We start from the raw sequence: 17,822 nt of genomic DNA, 5'->3' as shown, positions 1-17,822 counted from the left end.
CGGCCCCGATGACAAGGTTGTCAGCCCGCGTCCGGGGTGATCTTCCCTATCTTGCTGACCCCGGGTCAAGGGCTCGTCGCAGACCGTTCCCGGTCACTCATCGGTTGACCACTCCGCGTAGGTTGAGCGATATGGCGGAACGGGTGCTGGTCACGGGTGCGGCAGGTTTCATCGGGCGAGCGGTGGTGAAGGCCCTGCGGGAGCGCGACGTACCGGTGACGGCCGTCGACCGGGAGCCGCCGGACCCCACGTGGGACGACGGCGTGACCGTGGTGACCGGGGACCTGGCCAACCAGGAGGTCTGCATCGGCGCCTTCGAGACCCGCCCGACCGCGGTGGTCCACCTGGCCGCCCTGACCTCCGTACTGCGCTCCGTGGACGCCCCGATGGCGACGTTCGCGCAGAACGTGACCATCACCCAGGTGCTGCTGGAGCTGTCCCGAGGCAGCGGTGTGGACCGGTTCGTGCTCGCCTCGACCAATGCGGTCGTCGGAGACGTCGGTACGGCGACCATCACGGCCGAGCTGCCGCTCCGCCCGCTCACGCCGTACGGGGCGACCAAGGCGGCCGGGGAGATGCTGCTCTCGGCGTACTCCGGCAGCTACGGCATGGCGACCGCCGCACTGCGGTTCACGAACGTCTACGGGCCGGGGATGTCGCACAAGGACAGCTTCGTACCGCGGATGATGCGCGCGGCGCTCGCCGGTACCGGAGTGCAGGTGCACGGCGACGGCACCCAGCGTCGGGACCTCGTCTACATCGACGACGTGGTGAACGCCGTACTGCTCGCTCTCGAGACCGACTTCAACGGGCGCGCGATCATCGGCTCCGGCCGGTCGGTGTCCGTGCTGGAGATGATCGAGGCGGTCCGCACGGTGACCGGCAAGGCGCTCCCGGCGGAGCACATCGAGGCCCCGGCCGGCGAGATGCCCGCCGTGATCGTCGACATCACGAACGACCTCGGGTACGCCCCGACCGTTGAGCTGGACGAGGGCCTGGCGCGGACGTGGCAGTACTTCCAGCAGTCCTGAGACGCCACTGGCTGCTGGTCGTCTTCCTGATGGCCGGTACGGCGTTACGCGTGCTGGCGACGATCGCGTACCAGCCGGGGATCATCTATGTGGACTCGCAGCAGTACCTGTTCAACATGGAGCTGCTCAAGCCGGACCAGCTCAACCCGATCGGCTACTCGATCGCACTGAAGCCGCTGGTCGACCTGGGCGGCATCACGCTTGTGGTGATCGTGCAGCACGTGGCCGGGCTGCTGATGGGGATCGCCATCTACGCCCTGGCCCGGCGGCTGACCGTCTACCGCTGGCTGTCCGCGCTGGCCGCCGCACCGCTGCTACTCGACGCCTACCAGGTTCAGATCGAGCAGAACGTGATGGCCGAGACGCTGTTCGACGTACTGCTCGTCGGCATCCTCTGGCTGCTCCTCGCCAAGCTGAACTGGAAGACGGCGGCCGCAGCCGGTGTCCTCGTGGGCGCAGCCTTCTCCGTCCGAGCCATCGGCATCACCCTGCTGCTCGCCGTCGTCCTGTACGTCGGCTGGCGGCGGGCGCTGGTGGTCATAGCCGGGTTTGCCGTGGTGGCCGGTGCCTACGTCGGCTACTTCCACGCGGAGACCGGTCGCTGGGGTTTCACGGGTGCTGGGAGCCAGGTGCTCTACGGACGGACCGCAGTGGTCGCGGACTGCGCGCCGAGCCCGCTCTGCCCGAAGGAACCACTCGGCCAGCGACTGGGCGTCGACTACTACGCCCACACCCCACTCCCCGCCGGTACGACGCCGCAGCAGGCCACGGCGTTCGCCCATGAGGTCATCAAGCATCAGCCGCTCGACGTCGCCTGGGCTGTGCTGAAGGACTTCGCCAAGGGTTTCGCCCCCACCCGGACCACCTCGCCGAACGACGTGCCGCTGAGCCGTTGGCAGTTCCAGCTCACCTATCCGAACCTCCAGGACATCAACACGGCCGCCTTCGCGGTGAAGTTCGGCGGCGAGGAGCCGCACGTGGTCCACACGCCAGCGGCGATCCTCCGGGCGTACCAACTGAACGGCGGCTACACGTCGGGGAGTCTGCTCGGTCTAGGGGCGCTGATCGCGCTGGTGGCTGGAGTGAGGCGGGTCAAGGGCAGCGGCCCCCGCCGAGCTGCGGAGGCGGCAATCGCACGCGCCGCGCTGTTGCTGGCCGCGGCCGGCATCATTCTGCTGCTCGGCTCCGCAGCGTTCGAGTTCTCCTGGCGGTACCAGCTTCCGGCACTCGTGTTCTTCCCGCTCGCGGGCGCGATCGGGCTACGCGCGCTTCTCGGCAGGGATCAGGCCCGCCCCGCACTCGCCGCCTACCCGGACGCCGTCGACTCCCAAGCCACCAAGGGATTCACCAAGGACTTCGCGCCGATCGTCGTGGTGATTGCCGCCTACAACGAATCCGCCGGGATCGGTCCGGTGCTGGCCAATATGCCACGGACCTGCGCCGGGATGCCCGTCGACGTACTGGTTGTGGTTGACGGTGCGACCGATGACACCGCCGCGATTGCCCGGCAAGCGGGAGCATCCGTGGTGGTTGCCGAGAGCAACCGTGGGCAAGGTGCCGCGCTGCGCCTCGGGTATCACGTTGCAGCGCAGGGCGGAGCGCAGTACATCGTCACAACCGACGCTGATGGTCAGTACGACAACGACGAACTCGACGTACTGGTGCAGCCGATTCTCGACGACCGGGCGGACTTCGTTACCGGGTCGCGCCGGCTCGGGGCGGAGGATGCGGACAGTAGGCTGCGCTGGCTCGGGGTACGCGTCTTCGCCGTACTGGCGTCGATCCTGACCAGGCGGCGGCTGACAGACACGTCGTTCGGGTTCCGCGCGATGCGGGCCGAGCTCGCGACCGCGGTCACGCTGCGAGAGCCGCAGTACCAGTCGTCGGAGCTACTTCTCGGAGTGCTTGCGCTGAAGGCGCGTGTGGTCGAGCTGCCGATGACGATGCGCCGGCGCGGCGACGGGACCAGCAAGAAGGGCCCAGGCCTCGTGTACGGCGCGAACTACGCGCGGGTGATGACCACTACGTGGCTGCGGGAGTACGTACTGCGACGGGCTCGGCGAACACCCAGCGGTCGAACAGCTTGAACTTGACCACGAACAGCACCGCGAAGGTGAGGAAGTACGAGCTGCTGACCAGCATGGTCTGCCAGAACAGCGAGTCGATCCACGCCTGCGCGGCCTTGTCGGTGACGCTGGTGACCACCGCGGCGACGGCGGCGTTCCCGACCACGATGATTGCGTAGGGCAACACTCTCCCGCGGCGTTCCCAGGCCCAGCGGCGGGTGAGCACGTAGTTCGGGATCCCGCCGGCCACCCAGGCGACGACGGTGGCCAGCAGCGGCGCGGCGCCGAACCAGTAACACAGCGCGAAGGCGACCTGACTCACCGCCGTGGAGATCACGGAGGATGCCGAGTACTTCGCCCACAGCAACAATCGGCTCCGGCGCAGGCCGAAGCGCCTCGCGAGCTGTCGGTGGATGCGCACGGCATCCATTGTGCACCAGTGCAGAATGCCCGCATTCACAGGCAATTGCCAGCGGTCTCTAGGTTGCACGGGCGGGTACCGGGATAGGAATGAAAGTGAGCCAATATCCCCATACCGGAAGGCGGCGAGCGCTGTGCGCGTACTCGTCCTGGGCGGTGACGGTTACCTAGGGTGGCCGACCGCGTTGCATCTGTCCGATCGCGGCCACGACCTCGCGGTGCTGGACAACTACGCCCGCCGCGGTTACGACCGTGAGCTGGGCGTCCAGAGTCTGGTGCCGATCGAGGACCTCGACACCAGAGTCGCTGCCTGGAAGGAGGTTTCCGGGCACAGCATCACGCCGTACGTCGGTGATCTGCTGGACGGGGAGTTCCTCGCCACGGTGGTGCAGGAGTTCGCGCCCGACGCGATCGTTCATTTCGCCGAGCAGCGGGCGGCGCCGTACTCGATGATCGACCGGCAGCACGCCGTGTACACCCAGCAGAACAACGTGATCGGCACGCTGAACCTGATGTACGCGATCGCCGAGCACAACCCGGGGATCCACCTGGTCAAGCTCGGCACGATGGGGGAGTACGGCACTCCGAACATCGACATCGAGGAGGGCTGGCTCGAGGTCACCCACAACGGGCGGACCGACCGGATGCTCTACCCGAAGAAGCCGGGCTCGTTCTACCACCTGAGCAAGGTGCACGACTCGCACAACCTCGAGTTCGGTTGCCGCGTCTGGGGATTGCGCGTCACGGATCTCAACCAGGGCGTGGTCTACGGGCAGCAGACCGACCAGACCGTGCTCGATCCGCGGCTGGCGACCCGCTTCGACTACGACGCCGTCTTCGGCACAGTGCTCAACCGCTTCGTCATCCAGGCCGTACTCGGCGAGCCGCTCACCGTGTACGGCGCGGGCGGGCAGACGCGAGGCTTCCTGGACATCCGGGACACCGTCGAGTGCATCCGGCTCGCCGTGGAGAACCCGGCCGACGCGGGTGAATTCCGGGTCTTCAACCAGATGACCGAGAGCTATTCGGTCAGTCAGTTGGCGACCCTGGTGGCCGAATGCTTCCCCGGTCCGGTTCAGGTCGAACACCTGGAGAACCCGCGGGTCGAGCAGGCCGAGCACTACTACAACGTCAAGCACACCGGTCTGGTCGGGCTCGGTCTGCAGCCACACCTGTTGTCGGAGACGCTGATCGAGTCGATGTTCGACATTGTTGCCGCCAACAAGGATCGGGTCAGCCTGGAGGCGTTGCTGCCAACAGTGAACTGGCGGGTCGCACCTTAGACCGCACGAGCTCGGCGAACCGGCGCGCCGCAGGAGTCGCGGCGTGGCCGGCCGGCAGCACCAGGTCGACCCGCCGGGCGAGTTGGCTGCCGGACAGCGGCACCAGCTGAACCGTCCCGGCCGACCGGGCGTGCAAGGCGAAGTCGAGGCCTTCCGGAACCAGCGCGACGCCCGCACCGGCGGCGATCAGGTCGAGCGTCAGACTCCACTCGTTGACCTCGACGGCGACCCGGCGCTGCAGACCGACAGCTTTGAAGGCCCCGTCGATGACGGCCCGGATCGCCCATTCAGGCGGAGCCTCGATGAACCGTTCGCCGAGCAACTGATCGAGTCCGACCGCGGACTCCTTCGCCAGCGGATGATCGGCCGGGCAGGCCAGCATCAGCGGTTCGGTCAGCAGCGGTACGACGTCCAGTCCGGGCGGGCCGTCGTCGAGCAAGGCGGCGAGCGCGATGTCCAGGCCGCCATCGACGACCCGGTCGATCATCTCCGAGGCCGCCTCGAACCGGACGACGATCTCCACCCGAGGATGGGCCAGCGTGAACTCGGCGAGCCAGTTCGCGAACGGGAGCGTGTGGCCGGTGCTCTGCAGCGCGCCGATCCGCAACCGCCCAGCCAGGACGCCGTGCACCTCCTGAACCGTCTGCCGGGCCGCGGCCGCCGCTTCGAGCGTCCGGCGAGCCGACGGGATGAGTGCCTCCCCTTCGGCGGTCAGTCGGATCGGCCGGGTGCCGCGGACGAACAACAGCGCGCCGACGTCCTTCTCCAGCGCCCGGATCGAGGTCGACAGTCCGGACTGGACGATGTGCTCGCGCTGGGCAGCCGTCGTGAAGCTGCGTTCCTCGGCGAGCGCGACGAAGTGGCGCAGGTGCCGCAGCTCCATCAATATCTCCAATGCAGATGGAAAGTATCTCAACCAGTCCCAATGAAGATGCTATCGCTGGTCGAGGGGCCTGGGTTCAGATGGAGGGAGACGCACCGACGAGAGGTTTCTGATGAGCATCGCAACACCGCTGCGCACCGGCAGCCGGCACCTGACCGGCTTCTGGTTCGTCGCCGCGGCCTTCGTGACCCTGATGGCGTTCGGCACGGTGCCGACGCCGCTGTGGCCCATCTACCAGTCCCACGACCATTTCGGCCCGACCACCGTGACCATCGCGTTCGCCGCGATGGTGATCGGCGCCGGCGGCGCCCTGCTGGCGCTCGGGCATCTGTCCGACCGCCTCGGCCGTCGGCGCATCATCCTGCCCGCGCTGCTGACCGGGATCGTCGCGGACGTGATCCTCGCGATCTGGCCGCAACTGCCCGCGCTGCTCGTCGGCCGGGTGCTCACTGGAGTCGCCATCGGGCTGATGGCTTCGACCGCGACGACGTACCTCACCGACCTGTACCGCGAGGCGTGGCCAGAGCGGGGCGGATCCTCGTTCCCGGCGCTGGTCGCGACGGCCTCGAACCTGGGTGGACTCGCCCTCGGCCCGCTCGTGGCCGGCGTACTGGGTCAATGGGGTCCGGCTCCGTTACGGACGTCGTACGTGGTCTTCGGCGTACTGATGTCGGTGTTCCTGCTGCTCGTGCTGACCAGCCCGGAGACGGTCGACACCGAGCTGGCCGAGCAGGACCGGCCGGTGCGGTTCGCGCTGCGGGACGGGCAGCGGCGGGCGTTCGTCGCGGCGGCCGCGCTCGGGGCCATCGCCTTCGCGGTGATGGGGCTGTTCTCCTCGCTCGGGGCGATCATCGTCCGCGGCGAGCTCGGCATCACGTCGTACTTCGTTGCTGCTTTGGCGCCCTTCACCGTCTTCGCGGCCTCCGCGGTCGCGCAGATGGCGTTGGGCCGGGTCGATCGATCGCGGACGCTGATGATCGGTGCCGTGCTGTACCCGGCAGGTCTGGTTCTGACTGCGGCGGCCATCTATCGGCCGTCCCTTTGGGTCCTGCTCGTCGGTGCCGCGCTCTCCGGCGCAGGTGCGGGGCTGCTCTTCAAGAGCGCTGTCGCCGAGACAGTCATCGCTGCGCAGCCGGCCTCCCGGGCAGGTGTCCTAGCAGTGTTCTTCGTCATCGCCTACCTCGGCATGGGACTGCCGTCGATCGGCTTCAGCGTGCTGATCCAGCATGTGGCGCTGCTGCCATCGATGATCGGTCTCGCGACCGTATTGTCGGCCGGCGCGATCGTCGCCGCGCTAACGGCGAGCGCTGACCAGCAACGTCGGTAGCACCGTGAGGAAGCGGTCGCGACGACCGCGTTCCTTCTGCTCGGCCAGCCAGCCGTCGGCATCGTCCCGCGTGATCAGGGCCTTGTCGACGGCTGCGGTTGCGGCGGCCGCGAGCTGCGGAGCCATCGCGGCGTAGTCGGTGACGACATCGGTGTGGACGACGACCTCGGCGTCGCGGAACCCGGCGTCCAGGAGCAGATCACGAAGATTCCGTACGGCGCGGGGCGCGACCGAGCGGGATTCGAGACCGAGCAGGATGACGTCGGTCAGGTCCTGATCGGAGCTGTCGATCAGCAGGAAGCCGTAGTCCTGGCCGCCGACCACGATCCGGCCGCCGGGCCGCAGAACCCGATAGGCCTCGGCGATCGTCGGGACCGGGTCCTCCAGCAGGTGGAAGAGCCGCACCGCCCGGTAGCCGTCCATCGACTCGTCGGCGAGCGGCAGGTCGTCGGAATGTGCCACGTGAAACATCGCCCCGGGAACCCGGGTGCGGGCCGCCTCGACCGCCTCGGGATCGGCGTCCAGCCCAGTCACTTTGAGCCGGAGCGCCGCGAGCTCCTCGGCCGCGTGCCCGGCACCGCAGCCCACGTCGACCACGCTCGCGCCGCGCTTGAGACCCAGCAGCCGGTACGACTCGGCCCGAAGCTCAGCAGCTCCGGGCTGCTCCTCGATCCGTTCCAGAAACCCCATGACCCCACGGTGCAACTTCAGGTGCACCTGAAGTCAAGAGCTGCGCGATGGGGCAGACAAGGTTCGACCAGGCTGGAAATGAGTGGGGCTACGGGCCTGGCAAGAGTTAGGTTCGGGCCCCTTCCCCTCCCGGATCGAGGTTCTCGCCATGGTCACCAGGCGCCGCGCTCTCGCCCTTGGCTTCACCGTGCTGGCCGGTCTCGCCGTACCGGTCGGTGCCAACCAACTGGACGGGACCGATCAGCTCGATGCCGCCGGTTACGACGGCACCGCGAAGGTCCTGATCCGGGACGCGTCGATGGTCCTCACGATGGATCCGGCCGTCGGCCAGGGCTCACTCGGTCTGCTCAAGGACGCCGACGTCCTGATGACCAAGAACACGATCACCGCCGTTGGCAAGGACCTGCCTGCCACCGCCGGCGCGCGGGTGATCGACGGTCGCGGCAAGGTCGTGATGCCCGGCTTCGTCGACCTGCACACGCACACCTGGCAGTCGCTGATCCGCGGGTGTGCCACCGACAAGGAGCTCAACGGCTGGCTCGCCGAGTGTGTGCTCCCGCTGTACAGCAACCAACCGGCGTACGCCGATGCGTACGCCGGCACGAGGCTCTCCACGCTGGACGCGATCGGCACCGGCATCACCACCACGACCGACTGGTCGCACAGCTTCTCCGCCGACTTCGCGAACGGCAGCCTGAAGGCCCTCGCGGATTCGAAGCTGCGCTTCTTCTTCTCGTACACGGCCAACACCAACCCGGCCACCCTCGACGAGATCCGCCGGGTGAAGAAGCAGGTCATCGATCCGAACCCGTTGGCGCACCTGCAGGTCGGTCAGCACCCCACGCTGCAGAACCTCGCCAACACCGCGGCCGCGGAGAAGCTGGCCGAGGAGCTCGGCGTCGCCCTGAACGTGCACGTGCACGAGTCGAAGACCGACCCGGCCACCGGCCAGATGGAGGCCCTGCGCAAGGTCGGCGCCATCCGGCCCGGTCTGCTGATGAACCACGCGATCCACATGACCGATGCGGAGCTCGACGAGTTGGCCGCCAACGACGTCCGGGTCGCGCACAACCCGCTCTCCAACATGCGCCTGGCCTCCGGCGTCATCCGGCTGCCGGAGATGAAGTCGCGCGGTATCAAGGTCGGCCTCGGCATCGACGGCGGGACCAACGACACGACGGACATGTTCAACGACATGCGCGCCGCGGTCGGCCTCCAGCGCGCCACGGCGGAGGATCCGACCCGCTACCCGCAGCCGGCCGACGTCCTGCGGATGGCCACCCTGGGTGGCGCCGAGGCCCTCGGGATCGACCAGGAGATCGGCTCGCTGACGCCGGGTAAGAAGGCGGACCTGCAGATCATCGACCCGCAGGCCCTCAACTTCGCCCCGAACGGCAACTGGGTCAGCCAGCTTGTCTTCAACGCCCAGCCCGCCAACGTCCAATGGGTCTTCGTCAACGGGGTCGCCGTCAAGCGCGACGGCCAGCTGATCGGCGTCGACACCGCCAAGGTGATCCGCGACGCCGATGCGGCCAGCGACCGCATCGACGTACTGCTGGGCCGCTGACCTAATCCATCGAGACGCGGTCGAAGGATGTGGTGGTGAAGCGGACGTCGACGCCGATCGTGTCGCCCACGGCGGGCGGCGCGACGGCCGACGGCAGGAACAGCATGCTGGCCTGCATGTGCGGGGGCTCGGCGAACCAGCGCTGCTTGCCTTCGATCGTGAACGGCGACAGCGCCATGCCGGCCGCGTCGAGGCTGCCCTTGGCCATCGCGATCGCGCGCTGGCGGACGGTCGCGGCCGCGGTCGGGGCCTCGAGGCCGACGCCGTGCGCGGTGCCGCCGGAGACGACCAGGATGTGGCCGTCGCCGCTGACCCGGCGCTGGCGGTAGCCGACGCGCTCGCCGCGGCGGACCGAGTGCACGTCGAGCACGGTCGCGCGGACCGTCAACGCACCACGGTCGCCGAGCCAGAGCGCCGTACCCATCCGGAGCTTCACGTTCTCGCCGATGTCACCGAGCTTCTGAGCGGGGACATGCGACACCCACAGCGGACCCCGCCGTACGTCGGTCGCCGCCTTGGCCAGGTTGGCCGCCTCGCGGACGTTGGCCGACGTACCGCCGGCGCCCATCGGGAAGTGCAGTGACCAGCCCTCGAAGCGGATCCGGTCGAGCGCGTTCAGCAGCATCGTGTGCCGCAGCTCGCGGGCGCCGATCCCGTGCCGGCGCATCGACGTCTGGACCTCGATCAGCACCCGGCTGCCGGCCGGGATCGAGACCAGGTCGGCCAGGCGGCTGACCGTGTGGATCACGTTCTTGCTCTGCGACATCTCCAGGAACGGCCGCCACGGCGTCAGTACGACGACGTCCTCGCGCGGGTCCGGCGGCACCTCGAAGTAGGTGCCGACGGCGACCGTGCGGGCACCGAGCGCGCGCGACTCAGCGATCAGCCGGTGGTTGCCGAACCCGTAGCCGTTGCCCTTGGCCACCGGGACGATGTCGGGGTTCCACGTGGAACGAAGGTGATCGCGCCATCGATCGGAATCGACGTGCAGGGTCAGGGGCATGGTGTCAACGCCGTCTCATGTAGAGGTCGAATGCGGTGTAGAGCGCCTTGTTCAACGGCAGATCCCACTCACCGACGTACTCGACGGCCTCGCCGCCGGTGCCGACCTTGAACTGGATCAACCCGACGTGCGGGTCGTTCGGGTCCAAGGTGTCGGTGATGCCCCGTAGGTCGTACACGGTCGCACCCTCGGCGAGTGCGTCCGACATCATGCGCCACTGGATCGCGTTCGATCCACGCACGTCCCGCTTGGCGGTCGAGCTGGCTCCGTAGGAGTACCACGAATGACCACCGACCCGGATCCAGATCGTCGACGCGACCAGATCGCCCTCGTGATGGGCGTTGTAGACCCGGAAGTCGCAGCACCCGGCCGGCTGGTTCGCCATCGCCGAGTACATCTTCTCGAAGTACGGCAGCGGTCGCGGGGTGAAGTGATCCCGCTCGGCCGTCTCGACGTACAGCTGGTGGAAGGCCTTGATGTCCTCGAGGCCGCCTTGGCTGACCTCGACACCCATCTTGTCGGCCTTCTTGATATTGCGCCGCCAGAGCTGGTTCATCCCCTTCAGCAGGTCGTCCGGGCTGCGGTCGGCCAACGGGACCTGGAAGACGAACTGCGGCTGGCCGGCCGCGAAGCCCTCGACGACGCGGGGGGCCTTCCAGCCCAGCGCCGTCAGCTGGTTCGCGACGGTGGCGCCGGACGGCTCGATCACGTCCGGACGGACGTCGCGGATCCGCGCCTGCTGACCGGCGGCGATCGCGTCCTTGATGGTCTTCGAGCCCCAGCGCCGGGTCGGCACCGGCGGACCCATCCGGAGGCCGAAAGCGCCCTGTGCCACCGCGTGTTCGGCCAGTGGCCGCAGGTAGCGACCGAGGTCGATCGCGTCCCAGTCGATGACCGGGCCCTCGGGCAGGTAGGCCAGGTAGCGCTTCACCTTCGGCATCTGCCGGTACAGCACCAGACCGACGCCGACCAGCTCGGCCGGATTGCTCGGCTCGTACCAGCCGAGTGACTCCGCCTTCCACTCGCTCTTCACCGCCGCCCACCCAGGCGTCTGCAGGAAGCTGGCCGACGGACGTGCCGCGATATAGGCGGCGTGCTCGTCGGCCGAGATGATCCGGATGCTCAAGTCACTCACGGTCGGTCAGGTTACCGGCCCAACCTGAGGAAACCCCAGTCGAGCCAGCAACCTGATCGAACGCCCCTTACTTGTTCAAAAGTTCGAGTGAGGTCTCCCACAGCCGGGTGGCGGCCTCCGGATCCAGCGCGTACGGCGCCACCCCGGTGTTTTCGCCGGGCACGGTGGGCAGTGCCTCGTTGTTGTCCTCGAAGTACAGACCGGTCACCCCGTCGAGCAGCGGCGACCCGGCCAGCAGGACCGAGGTGGACGCGCCCTGCTCGGGCGTTTTCCAGGGGAACTCGTCCCATTGCTGCAGGGTTTCGGCCGAAATGTGGCGCTGCAGCGCGGTCCGGATACCACCGGGCATCAGGGCATTGGCGACGATCCCGGCCGGCGCCCAGCGCTTCGCCGCCTCGACCGCGAACAGGATGTTCGCCGTCTTGGACTGCCCGTACGACGACCAGGCGTCGTACGGGCGGTTCTCGAAGTGGATGTCGTCGAAGATGACGTCGGAGCTCAGGTGGGCACTCGAACTGACCGCCACGATCCGGGCGTCACCCGCGGCCGCGAGCGCGTCGTACAGGCCGAGCGCGAGGCCGAAGTGGCCGAGGTGGTTGGTGGCGAACTGGTGCTCCCAGCCCTCGGGAGTGCGGTTCAGCGGCTCGGCCATCACGCCGGCGTTGTTGACGAGGATGTGCAGCGGCCCGTCCCAGTTCGCCGCGAAGGCCCGGACCGAGGCGCGATCCGCGAGCTCGAGCGGAGCGACGTACACCTTGCTATTGCCCGTGGAGTCGATGATGCCTGCGGCGACGCGCTCACCGACGACCTTGTCGCGGGCGGCCAGCGTCACCTCGGCGCCGGCCCCGGCGAGGGCGCGGACGGTCTCGACGCCGATCCCGGAGGCGCCACCCGTGACGATCGCGCGCCGACCGGTCAGGTCCGTCCCGGCGATCACCTCGGCGGCCGTGGAGTCATGTCCAAAAGGAGTGATGAATCTGCTCATCAGGGTTGATCCCGTTCTGCGAGCTAGTCTTGATCCGGAGGAGCCTCCGGATAAATCCAGTTAAGCGGAGGCGCCTCCGGATATCAAGTCCGCTAGGTTCTGGGTGAAGTTCGGGAGGAGGGGGAGATGGGGGAGGAAGACAAGTTGACTGACGCGAAGGCACGACCGCTGCGGGCCGACGCACAGCGCAATCGCGACCAGGTGCTGGCCGCGGCCGCGCGGGCATTCGCGAAGTGCGGGCTGGAGGCGACGCTCGAGGGGATCGCGAAGGACGCGGGCGTCGGCATCGGCACGCTGTACCGGCACTTCCCGACTCGCGAGGCGCTGATCGAAGCGGCGTACCGCAAGGAGCTCGCGACCGTCTGCGAGGCCGCGCCCGAGCTGCTCGACAAACTCCCGCCGGCCGAGGCGCTGCGGACCTGGATGGACCGCTTCGCCGACTACATGCACCGCAAGATGGGCATGGCCGACGCTCTGCGCGCGATCATCGCCGCCGGCGCCAACCCGTACGACCACAGCCTCGAGCTGCTCGTCGGCGCGATCGAACCACTCCTCGCCGCTGGCATCGCCGCCGGTGAACTCCGCCCCGACGTCTCCGCGGACGACGTACTCGTCAGCATCAGCGGCGTAGCCCTCGCCGCCGGCGACCGCCGCGACCAGGCCGGCCGTCTCCTCGACCTCCTCCTGGACGGCCTCCGCTACCGCGTGACCTAACGTCCGAAGAAGCGCAGTGCGTGGTCGGCGTGTTTTCGGACGCTGTGTCTGAGGACATCGGTCGGTTGCGTACACACCGACTGTTAGTACGCACACCAGCCGTCCCTTCCAGAACCCCTGTCACGCCGCAGCACCACCGCTCCGGCTGCCTACTCACAGTCCGTCTGTACACCCCGACCTCCAACCGTGCCCGCCTTCGGCCAGACCAGGCACCGCCGCGGACATTTGCGGGGATCTCCGTCGAGGTTGCCGGTTCTCTGCTCAATTTTTGAGGGGAGACCCAGCAACTTGAGGGGAGATCCGTTCAGGTTGCCGTCGGCTGGCGACACGGGCATCTGGTGGTGACTGGGGGCGGTTGGTGGATGTGGGTTCGGGGTGTCTCCGGCCTTCGGCCGCCCCGCCTTCGGCCGCCCCGCCTTCGGCCGCCCCGCCTTCGGGTTGCGGTCACCGGCGGCTGAGGGGCCACCTTGAGCACCCACCAGCCATCTGACACCCGCCGAGACGGTTGAACCGTGCTCAACGTCGCAGCACCAACCCACCTTGAGCACCGCTCAATCACGTATCGGCTGTACAAACGACTGAACCGTGCTCAACGTCGCACCGGCTTGCGACAACCCCAACAACCGGCTGCTTCGGGGCCGACCCCACAGTGACGCCGTACCGGCCCACCCTGTTACCCATGTCCGGAGACCTCACCTATCTGATGAGACTGAAGAAGAGCGCGTGGTCGGTGTGTTTTCGGACGTTGTGAGTTTTTAAGGTGGGCGGATGGCGAAGGTTGCGTTGGTGACGGGGTCGGTCTCGGGGATCGGCGCCGGGGTGGCTCGGCGACTGGCGGCGGACGGGTTCACGGTGGCGGTGCATTCGCGGGTCAGCCGGGATGCCGGGATCGCGCTGGCGGCGGAGTTGGGCGGGTCGTATCACCAGGCCGATCTGGCTGATGACGACTCGGCCCGCGAGCTGGTCCCGGAGGTGCTGGCCGAGCACGGGCGGCTCGACGTACTGGTGAACAACGCGGGCATCAGTTGGCCGGTACCGCATGCCGAGCTCGACGGGCTGACGGCGGAGGACTGGCGGCGGATGCTCGACGTCAACCTGATCGCACCATGGTTGTTGTGTACGGCGGCGCTCCCGGCCCTGCGGTCATCGGGTGGCTGCATCGTGAACGTGACCAGCCATGCAGGCGTCCGCCCGAAAGGCAGTTCCATCGCGTACGCCGCCAGCAAAGCCGCCCTGAACCATGTGACCAAACTGCTGGCGGCCGCGCTCGGACCCGAGGTCCGGGTGAACGCGGTGGCGCCAGGGCTTGTGGATACTCCGCTGACCGCCGACTGGACCGGCGCTCAAGACCTGTGGAAAACCTCAAGTCCGATGCGTCGAAGCGCCCAGCCGGCAGACGTGGCCGATCTGATCTCGGCACTGATCCACAACACCTATGTGACAGGCGAGGTCGTCCTCCTCGACGGCGGTCTCAACCTGCGCTGAGTTTCTGTCGGTGGCCGCTTCTACGATCGCGGGATGTCTTTGGGGCCGGACTTCCGGCGGTTGTGGTTCGCGAACGCGGTCAGTGCGATGGGGTCGGGGATCGGGTACGGCGCGCTGCCGCTGGTCGCCGTACTGGTGCTTGATGTCAGCACAGTGCAGGTGTCGATGCTCGCCGCCATCTCGGCGCTGGCGGCCGCGGTGCTCGCGTTGCCGATGGGGGACTTCATCGAACGGCGGCGGAAGCGGCCGGTGATGATCGCGGCGGATGTCATCCGGTTCGGGGCGCTGGCCAGTGTGCCGATCGCGGGGGCGTTCGGGGTGCTGAGTTATCCACAGCTGTGTGTGGTGGGTGTGCTGCAATCGGCGGCACAGATCGCGTTCATGGGTGCGAGCGGTGCGCATCTGAAGGCGCTGGTCGGGCCGGAGGGGCGGGCTGAGGCGAACAGCAAGTTCGAGCAGGTCTTCTGGTTGACCATGAGCGTCGGGCCCGCGATCGGTGGCGGGCTGGTCAGCCTGGTCGGTGCGACGTTGACGCTGGCTGTGGACGCGGTGTCGTTCCTGCTGTCCGCCCTTGGCGTCCGGCGAATCGAGCAGCCGGAGCCGGAGCCTGTTGCGCACACCGGCAAGCGTGATGTCGCGGCCGGCTGGAAATACATCTTCAAGAACCGCGGGCTGGCCGTGCTGTTCGTGAACGCTCAGCTGTTCGGCGGTCCGCTGATGATGGTCTCTCCGCTGCTGACAGTGTTCATGCTGCGTGATCTCCACCTGGCGCCGTGGAGCTACGGCGTATTCCTGGGCGTCTCCTGCCTCGGCGGCGTGCTTGGTGCCTGGCTCGCGCCGATGCTCACCCGGCGGCTCGGGCTGCACCGGATGCTGCTGTGGTTCGGCGTACTGCGGGCCCCCTGGACGCTGCTGCTGCCGCTCGCACCGGCGGGTATGGCTGGGTTCTTCTGGCTGTTGATCGCCGAGACCGCGCTGCTGGTGGCGGCCGGCGCGTTCAACCCGTCGTTCGCGACGTACCGGATGGAGGTGACCGAGGACAGTCACATGGCCCGCGTCCTGACGTCCTGGTCGATCACCTCACGAAGCGTGCAGCCGGCGTTCACAGCGCTCGGCGGACTGCTGACCGCCGTACTGGGGCTGCGTGGTGCGATGTACTTCGGCGGCGCGTGCGCTCTGCTGAGTGCGTTCGTGCTGCCGTGGCGGTCGGCTAAACCAGCCCCATTGCCATCGCCAGTCTGACGACCGGGCCCATCACGCCGTCCGACTGCTCCTCGAGCCAGGCAGCAGCCTCGGCCGGCGGCAGGATGAGCACCTCGGTGACCTGCTCGCCGTCCTCGGGATTCGTCGGAGCCTGATCGACGACGACGTCCGCGACGACGTTCGCCCAGTAGGACAGTGGGTGGGGCAAGTGCGGCCGGTACGGCGTGGGCCGCCGATGGTCGGCGCGGTGAGCACCGAGCCAGGTCATCGGGCCGGTCAGCCGGGCACCGGCCTCTTCGAGGAGCTCGCGGTGGACGAGCTGCTCGATCGTCTCGTTCGGTTCCCGGGTGCCGCCGGGCAGGAAACGCCAGCCAAGATCGTTGCCGCAGACAACGAATCCGCCGGTGGTCCGGCAGAGCACGTGGACGTTGCTGATCAGCTCGTCGGGTGGCTCCTCGACGGTGAACCGGACGTCGAGCTCGCCCCAGGCCCAGTGGCCGGGAGCGAAGAGCTCGGGGAACTGCTCGGCCCAGGATTCCTCGGTCTGCATCCCGCCATTGTCCTTCGGTGCGCTACCGTCGCGGCCATGGCCCCAGATCCCGAGCCCGACGCCGAGCCGGCTGAACCAGCCGAGCCGGCTGAAGAAGCCGAAGCGGCCGAAAAGACTGAGCCGGCGAAGCAGAGCCCGAAGAGCCTGTTCTGGGTCTGTGTCGCGGTCACTGTGCTGGTGGGCGCGTTCCAGTACGGGCACAGCCTGGGCGGGATGGACGGTTTCGACGTCCTCGCCGTCCTCGGTCTGGTTGTGCTGACGGTGCTGCTGCTCGGCCTGGCCGGTCTGTACGCGCTGTGCGCCCTGGAGCGCACGGATCTTCGGCAACGTGTCTTCGGCCGGTTCGACCTGTTCCAGGTGTCGACGATCCTGTGCGTGGCGGGAGTGCTGGTCGGCGTCCTGATTCCGCCGCGCACCACCACCACGCTAGGGCTGCTGCTGCCCTTCGGGATCGGCTACTGGCTCTACCACCTGAACGCGGACAAGGCTGACGCGGACAAGGCCGAGCAGGCCGAGTAGCTAGCTCAGGTGTGAGCGCAGGTAGTCGAGGTCGGTCTTCTGGCCGTTGTCGACGTTCGGCGTCTCGACCACGACCGGTGCACCGGCCGCCTCGACCACCGCGACGATGTGCGCCGGGTCGATGTGACCGTCCTCGAAGTTCGCGTGCCGGTCGGCGCCGGAGCCGAACTCGTCGCGGGAACCGTTCGCATGCACCAGATCGATCCGGCCGGTGATCGCCAGCACCTTCTCGACGATGCTCGGCAACTCCTCGCCGGCCGCGTGGAAGTGGCAGGTGTCGAGACAGAAGCCGACGTTCTCCAGGCGGTCGTTGCCGGATGCCTGCACCGCCTCCCACAGCCGCTCGATTCGCTCCAGCTGACGGGCCATCGCGTTCTCGCCGCCGGCCGTGTTCTCGATCAGCAGCGGGACCGGCAGTTCGGCGCGCTCGATGCACTTGCGCCAGTTGTCGAAGCCCGCCTCGGGGTCGTCCTCGTCGCCGACGTGCCCGCCGTGCACGATGACGCCCTTGACGTCGATCTCGGCCGCCTTGTCGAGCGTCTGCTGCAGCAGCTTGCGGCTCGGGATCCGGATCCGGTTGTTCGTGTTCGCCACGTTCAACCGGTACGGCGCGTGCACGTAGAGGTCGACGCCGGCCGCGGCGGCCCGCTCGCGCAGCGCCTCCTCGCCGTCGGCATACGCGACCTTCGGCGCTTTGTAGTCCTGCGGATTGCCCAGGAAGAACTGCACCAGGTCGGCGCCCCGGTCGGCCGCCTCGGCCAGCGGGTCCTCCTGGTCGACGTGTGCACCCAGCTTCAAGCTCATGCCCCCACCCTAGAACCCCCCTCCGACAGTTCTCACGCGCCACCAGCCCCGGCCGCAACTGGTGGCGCGAGACAGGAAGTGGTGGGTGGGGGAATGTGGGCAGAGGGCTCCCACCCCCCCGAAATGTCTCCTTCCCTCCCCGTTTGTGAGGGGGAAG

Annotated in this window: 17 protein-coding genes; 9 read left to right on the top strand and 8 right to left on the bottom strand. The window is 68.1% G+C overall.

Annotation, left to right across the window (positions count from 1 at the left end; translation table 11 throughout):
• Positions 1 to 131 precede the first annotated feature (131 nt).
• Together ACFVWG_RS16045 and ACFVWG_RS16040 are read left to right on the top strand one after the other, a co-directional pair.
• Positions 132 to 1,031, top strand: a complete 900-nt coding sequence (locus tag ACFVWG_RS16045; protein WP_391544046.1) for an NAD-dependent epimerase/dehydratase family protein — start codon at positions 132 to 134, stop codon at positions 1,029 to 1,031.
• On the top strand, positions 1,007 to 3,118 hold the full coding sequence (locus ACFVWG_RS16040) for a glycosyltransferase family 2 protein (protein WP_391544045.1): 2,112 nt from the start codon (positions 1,007 to 1,009) through the stop codon (positions 3,116 to 3,118). Before ACFVWG_RS16045 ends, ACFVWG_RS16040 begins: the two co-directional genes overlap by 25 nt.
• Here the strand turns inward: ACFVWG_RS16040 and ACFVWG_RS16035 are convergent.
• Positions 3,054 to 3,518, bottom strand: a complete 465-nt coding sequence (locus ACFVWG_RS16035) for a GtrA family protein (protein ID WP_391544044.1) — start codon at positions 3,516 to 3,518, stop codon at positions 3,054 to 3,056. The two genes, ACFVWG_RS16040 and ACFVWG_RS16035, sit on opposite strands and share 65 nt — an antisense overlap.
• 133 nt (positions 3,519 to 3,651) lie before the next feature.
• On the opposite strand from ACFVWG_RS16035, the gene ACFVWG_RS16030 reads away from it, so the two are divergent.
• Complete coding sequence (locus tag ACFVWG_RS16030; protein WP_391544043.1) at positions 3,652 to 4,800, top strand: NAD-dependent epimerase/dehydratase family protein; 1,149 nt, start codon at positions 3,652 to 3,654, stop codon at positions 4,798 to 4,800.
• Here the strand turns inward: ACFVWG_RS16030 and ACFVWG_RS16025 are convergent.
• Positions 4,751 to 5,683 carry a LysR family transcriptional regulator gene (locus tag ACFVWG_RS16025; protein ID WP_391544042.1) on the bottom strand — a complete coding sequence of 311 codons (933 nt, stop codon included), beginning with the start codon at positions 5,681 to 5,683 and terminating at the stop codon, positions 4,751 to 4,753. The genes ACFVWG_RS16030 and ACFVWG_RS16025 overlap by 50 nt on opposite strands.
• A gap of 112 nt (positions 5,684 to 5,795) precedes the next feature.
• Here ACFVWG_RS16025 and ACFVWG_RS16020 point away from each other — a divergent pair, with 112 nt between their 5' ends.
• The gene (locus ACFVWG_RS16020) at positions 5,796 to 7,010 is read left to right on the top strand and encodes an MFS transporter (protein WP_391544041.1); all 1,215 of its coding nucleotides are present in this window, start codon (positions 5,796 to 5,798) and stop codon (positions 7,008 to 7,010) included.
• Here the strand turns inward: ACFVWG_RS16020 and ACFVWG_RS16015 are convergent.
• Positions 6,978 to 7,700 (bottom strand): methyltransferase domain-containing protein, encoded by a 723-nt coding sequence (locus ACFVWG_RS16015; RefSeq protein WP_391544040.1) that lies wholly within the window; start codon positions 7,698 to 7,700, stop codon positions 6,978 to 6,980. The genes ACFVWG_RS16020 and ACFVWG_RS16015 overlap by 33 nt on opposite strands.
• 148 nt (positions 7,701 to 7,848) lie before the next feature.
• Between ACFVWG_RS16015 and ACFVWG_RS16010 the strand changes: the two genes are divergently transcribed.
• The gene (locus tag ACFVWG_RS16010; protein WP_391544039.1) at positions 7,849 to 9,267 is read left to right on the top strand and encodes an amidohydrolase family protein; all 1,419 of its coding nucleotides are present in this window, start codon (positions 7,849 to 7,851) and stop codon (positions 9,265 to 9,267) included.
• A gap of 1 nt (position 9,268) precedes the next feature.
• On the opposite strand, the gene ACFVWG_RS16005 is transcribed toward ACFVWG_RS16010, so the two are convergent.
• The 3 genes from ACFVWG_RS16005 to ACFVWG_RS15995 form a co-directional block, all read right to left on the bottom strand.
• The gene (locus tag ACFVWG_RS16005; RefSeq protein WP_391544038.1) at positions 9,269 to 10,270 is read right to left on the bottom strand and encodes an alanine racemase; all 1,002 of its coding nucleotides are present in this window, start codon (positions 10,268 to 10,270) and stop codon (positions 9,269 to 9,271) included.
• A 4-nt stretch (positions 10,271 to 10,274) separates the two neighbouring features.
• Complete coding sequence (locus tag ACFVWG_RS16000) at positions 10,275 to 11,405, bottom strand: lipid II:glycine glycyltransferase FemX (RefSeq protein WP_391544037.1); 1,131 nt, start codon at positions 11,403 to 11,405, stop codon at positions 10,275 to 10,277.
• A gap of 67 nt (positions 11,406 to 11,472) precedes the next feature.
• Positions 11,473 to 12,390, bottom strand: a complete 918-nt coding sequence (locus ACFVWG_RS15995) for an SDR family NAD(P)-dependent oxidoreductase (protein WP_391544036.1) — start codon at positions 12,388 to 12,390, stop codon at positions 11,473 to 11,475.
• Between the two features lie 126 nt (positions 12,391 to 12,516).
• On the opposite strand from ACFVWG_RS15995, the gene ACFVWG_RS15990 reads away from it, so the two are divergent.
• The 3 genes from ACFVWG_RS15990 to ACFVWG_RS15980 all read left to right on the top strand — a co-directional run bounded on the left by ACFVWG_RS15990 (position 12,517) and on the right by ACFVWG_RS15980 (position 15,831).
• Positions 12,517 to 13,104, top strand: a complete 588-nt coding sequence (locus ACFVWG_RS15990) for a TetR/AcrR family transcriptional regulator (protein WP_391544035.1) — start codon at positions 12,517 to 12,519, stop codon at positions 13,102 to 13,104.
• A 768-nt stretch (positions 13,105 to 13,872) separates the two neighbouring features.
• Positions 13,873 to 14,589: an SDR family NAD(P)-dependent oxidoreductase gene (locus tag ACFVWG_RS15985; protein WP_391544034.1), complete on the top strand. Its 717-nt coding sequence runs from the start codon at positions 13,873 to 13,875 to the stop codon at positions 14,587 to 14,589.
• A 33-nt stretch (positions 14,590 to 14,622) separates the two neighbouring features.
• A complete protein-coding gene (locus ACFVWG_RS15980; protein WP_391544033.1) occupies positions 14,623 to 15,831 on the top strand; it encodes an MFS transporter in 1,209 nt (402 codons plus the stop codon).
• Here the strand turns inward: ACFVWG_RS15980 and ACFVWG_RS15975 are convergent.
• Entirely contained in the window at positions 15,800 to 16,342 is a 543-nt protein-coding gene (locus ACFVWG_RS15975) for an NUDIX domain-containing protein (protein ID WP_391544032.1), read from the bottom strand. The genes ACFVWG_RS15980 and ACFVWG_RS15975 overlap by 32 nt on opposite strands.
• A gap of 36 nt (positions 16,343 to 16,378) precedes the next feature.
• Between ACFVWG_RS15975 and ACFVWG_RS15970 the strand changes: the two genes are divergently transcribed.
• Positions 16,379 to 16,861 (top strand): hypothetical protein, encoded by a 483-nt coding sequence (locus tag ACFVWG_RS15970; RefSeq protein WP_391544031.1) that lies wholly within the window; start codon positions 16,379 to 16,381, stop codon positions 16,859 to 16,861.
• Here ACFVWG_RS15970 and ACFVWG_RS15965 read toward each other — a convergent pair whose 3' ends face one another.
• The gene (locus ACFVWG_RS15965) at positions 16,862 to 17,665 is read right to left on the bottom strand and encodes a deoxyribonuclease IV (RefSeq protein ID WP_391544030.1); all 804 of its coding nucleotides are present in this window, start codon (positions 17,663 to 17,665) and stop codon (positions 16,862 to 16,864) included.
• Positions 17,666 to 17,822: the final 157 nt, after the last annotated feature.

Source organism: Kribbella sp. NPDC058245 (assembly GCF_042882005.1).
Taxonomy (GTDB): Bacteria; Actinomycetota; Actinomycetes; order Propionibacteriales; family Kribbellaceae; genus Kribbella.
The sequence above is the reverse complement of the archived record's forward strand: the minus strand, read 5'-3'. Positions and strand labels throughout refer to the sequence as shown.

What these genes read in the sequence shown, in the direction of transcription:
- ACFVWG_RS16045 (WP_391544046.1), top strand. Translation starts at nt 132, where the DNA reads ATGGCGGAACGGGTGCTGGTCACGGGTGCGGCAGGTTTCATCGGGCGA.
- ACFVWG_RS16025 (WP_391544042.1), bottom strand. Translation starts at nt 5,683, where the DNA reads ATGGAGCTGCGGCACCTGCGCCACTTCGTCGCGCTCGCCGAGGAACGC.
- ACFVWG_RS16020 (WP_391544041.1), top strand. Translation starts at nt 5,796, where the DNA reads ATGAGCATCGCAACACCGCTGCGCACCGGCAGCCGGCACCTGACCGGC.
- ACFVWG_RS16015 (WP_391544040.1), bottom strand. Translation starts at nt 7,700, where the DNA reads ATGGGGTTTCTGGAACGGATCGAGGAGCAGCCCGGAGCTGCTGAGCTT.
- ACFVWG_RS16010 (WP_391544039.1), top strand. Translation starts at nt 7,849, where the DNA reads ATGGTCACCAGGCGCCGCGCTCTCGCCCTTGGCTTCACCGTGCTGGCC.
- ACFVWG_RS16005 (WP_391544038.1), bottom strand. Translation starts at nt 10,270, where the DNA reads ATGCCCCTGACCCTGCACGTCGATTCCGATCGATGGCGCGATCACCTT.
- ACFVWG_RS15995 (WP_391544036.1), bottom strand. Translation starts at nt 12,390, where the DNA reads ATGAGCAGATTCATCACTCCTTTTGGACATGACTCCACGGCCGCCGAG.
- ACFVWG_RS15990 (WP_391544035.1), top strand. Translation starts at nt 12,517, where the DNA reads ATGGGGGAGGAAGACAAGTTGACTGACGCGAAGGCACGACCGCTGCGG.
- ACFVWG_RS15985 (WP_391544034.1), top strand. Translation starts at nt 13,873, where the DNA reads ATGGCGAAGGTTGCGTTGGTGACGGGGTCGGTCTCGGGGATCGGCGCC.
- ACFVWG_RS15980 (WP_391544033.1), top strand. Translation starts at nt 14,623, where the DNA reads ATGTCTTTGGGGCCGGACTTCCGGCGGTTGTGGTTCGCGAACGCGGTC.
- ACFVWG_RS15975 (WP_391544032.1), bottom strand. Translation starts at nt 16,342, where the DNA reads ATGCAGACCGAGGAATCCTGGGCCGAGCAGTTCCCCGAGCTCTTCGCT.
- ACFVWG_RS15970 (WP_391544031.1), top strand. Translation starts at nt 16,379, where the DNA reads ATGGCCCCAGATCCCGAGCCCGACGCCGAGCCGGCTGAACCAGCCGAG.
- ACFVWG_RS15965 (WP_391544030.1), bottom strand. Translation starts at nt 17,665, where the DNA reads ATGAGCTTGAAGCTGGGTGCACACGTCGACCAGGAGGACCCGCTGGCC.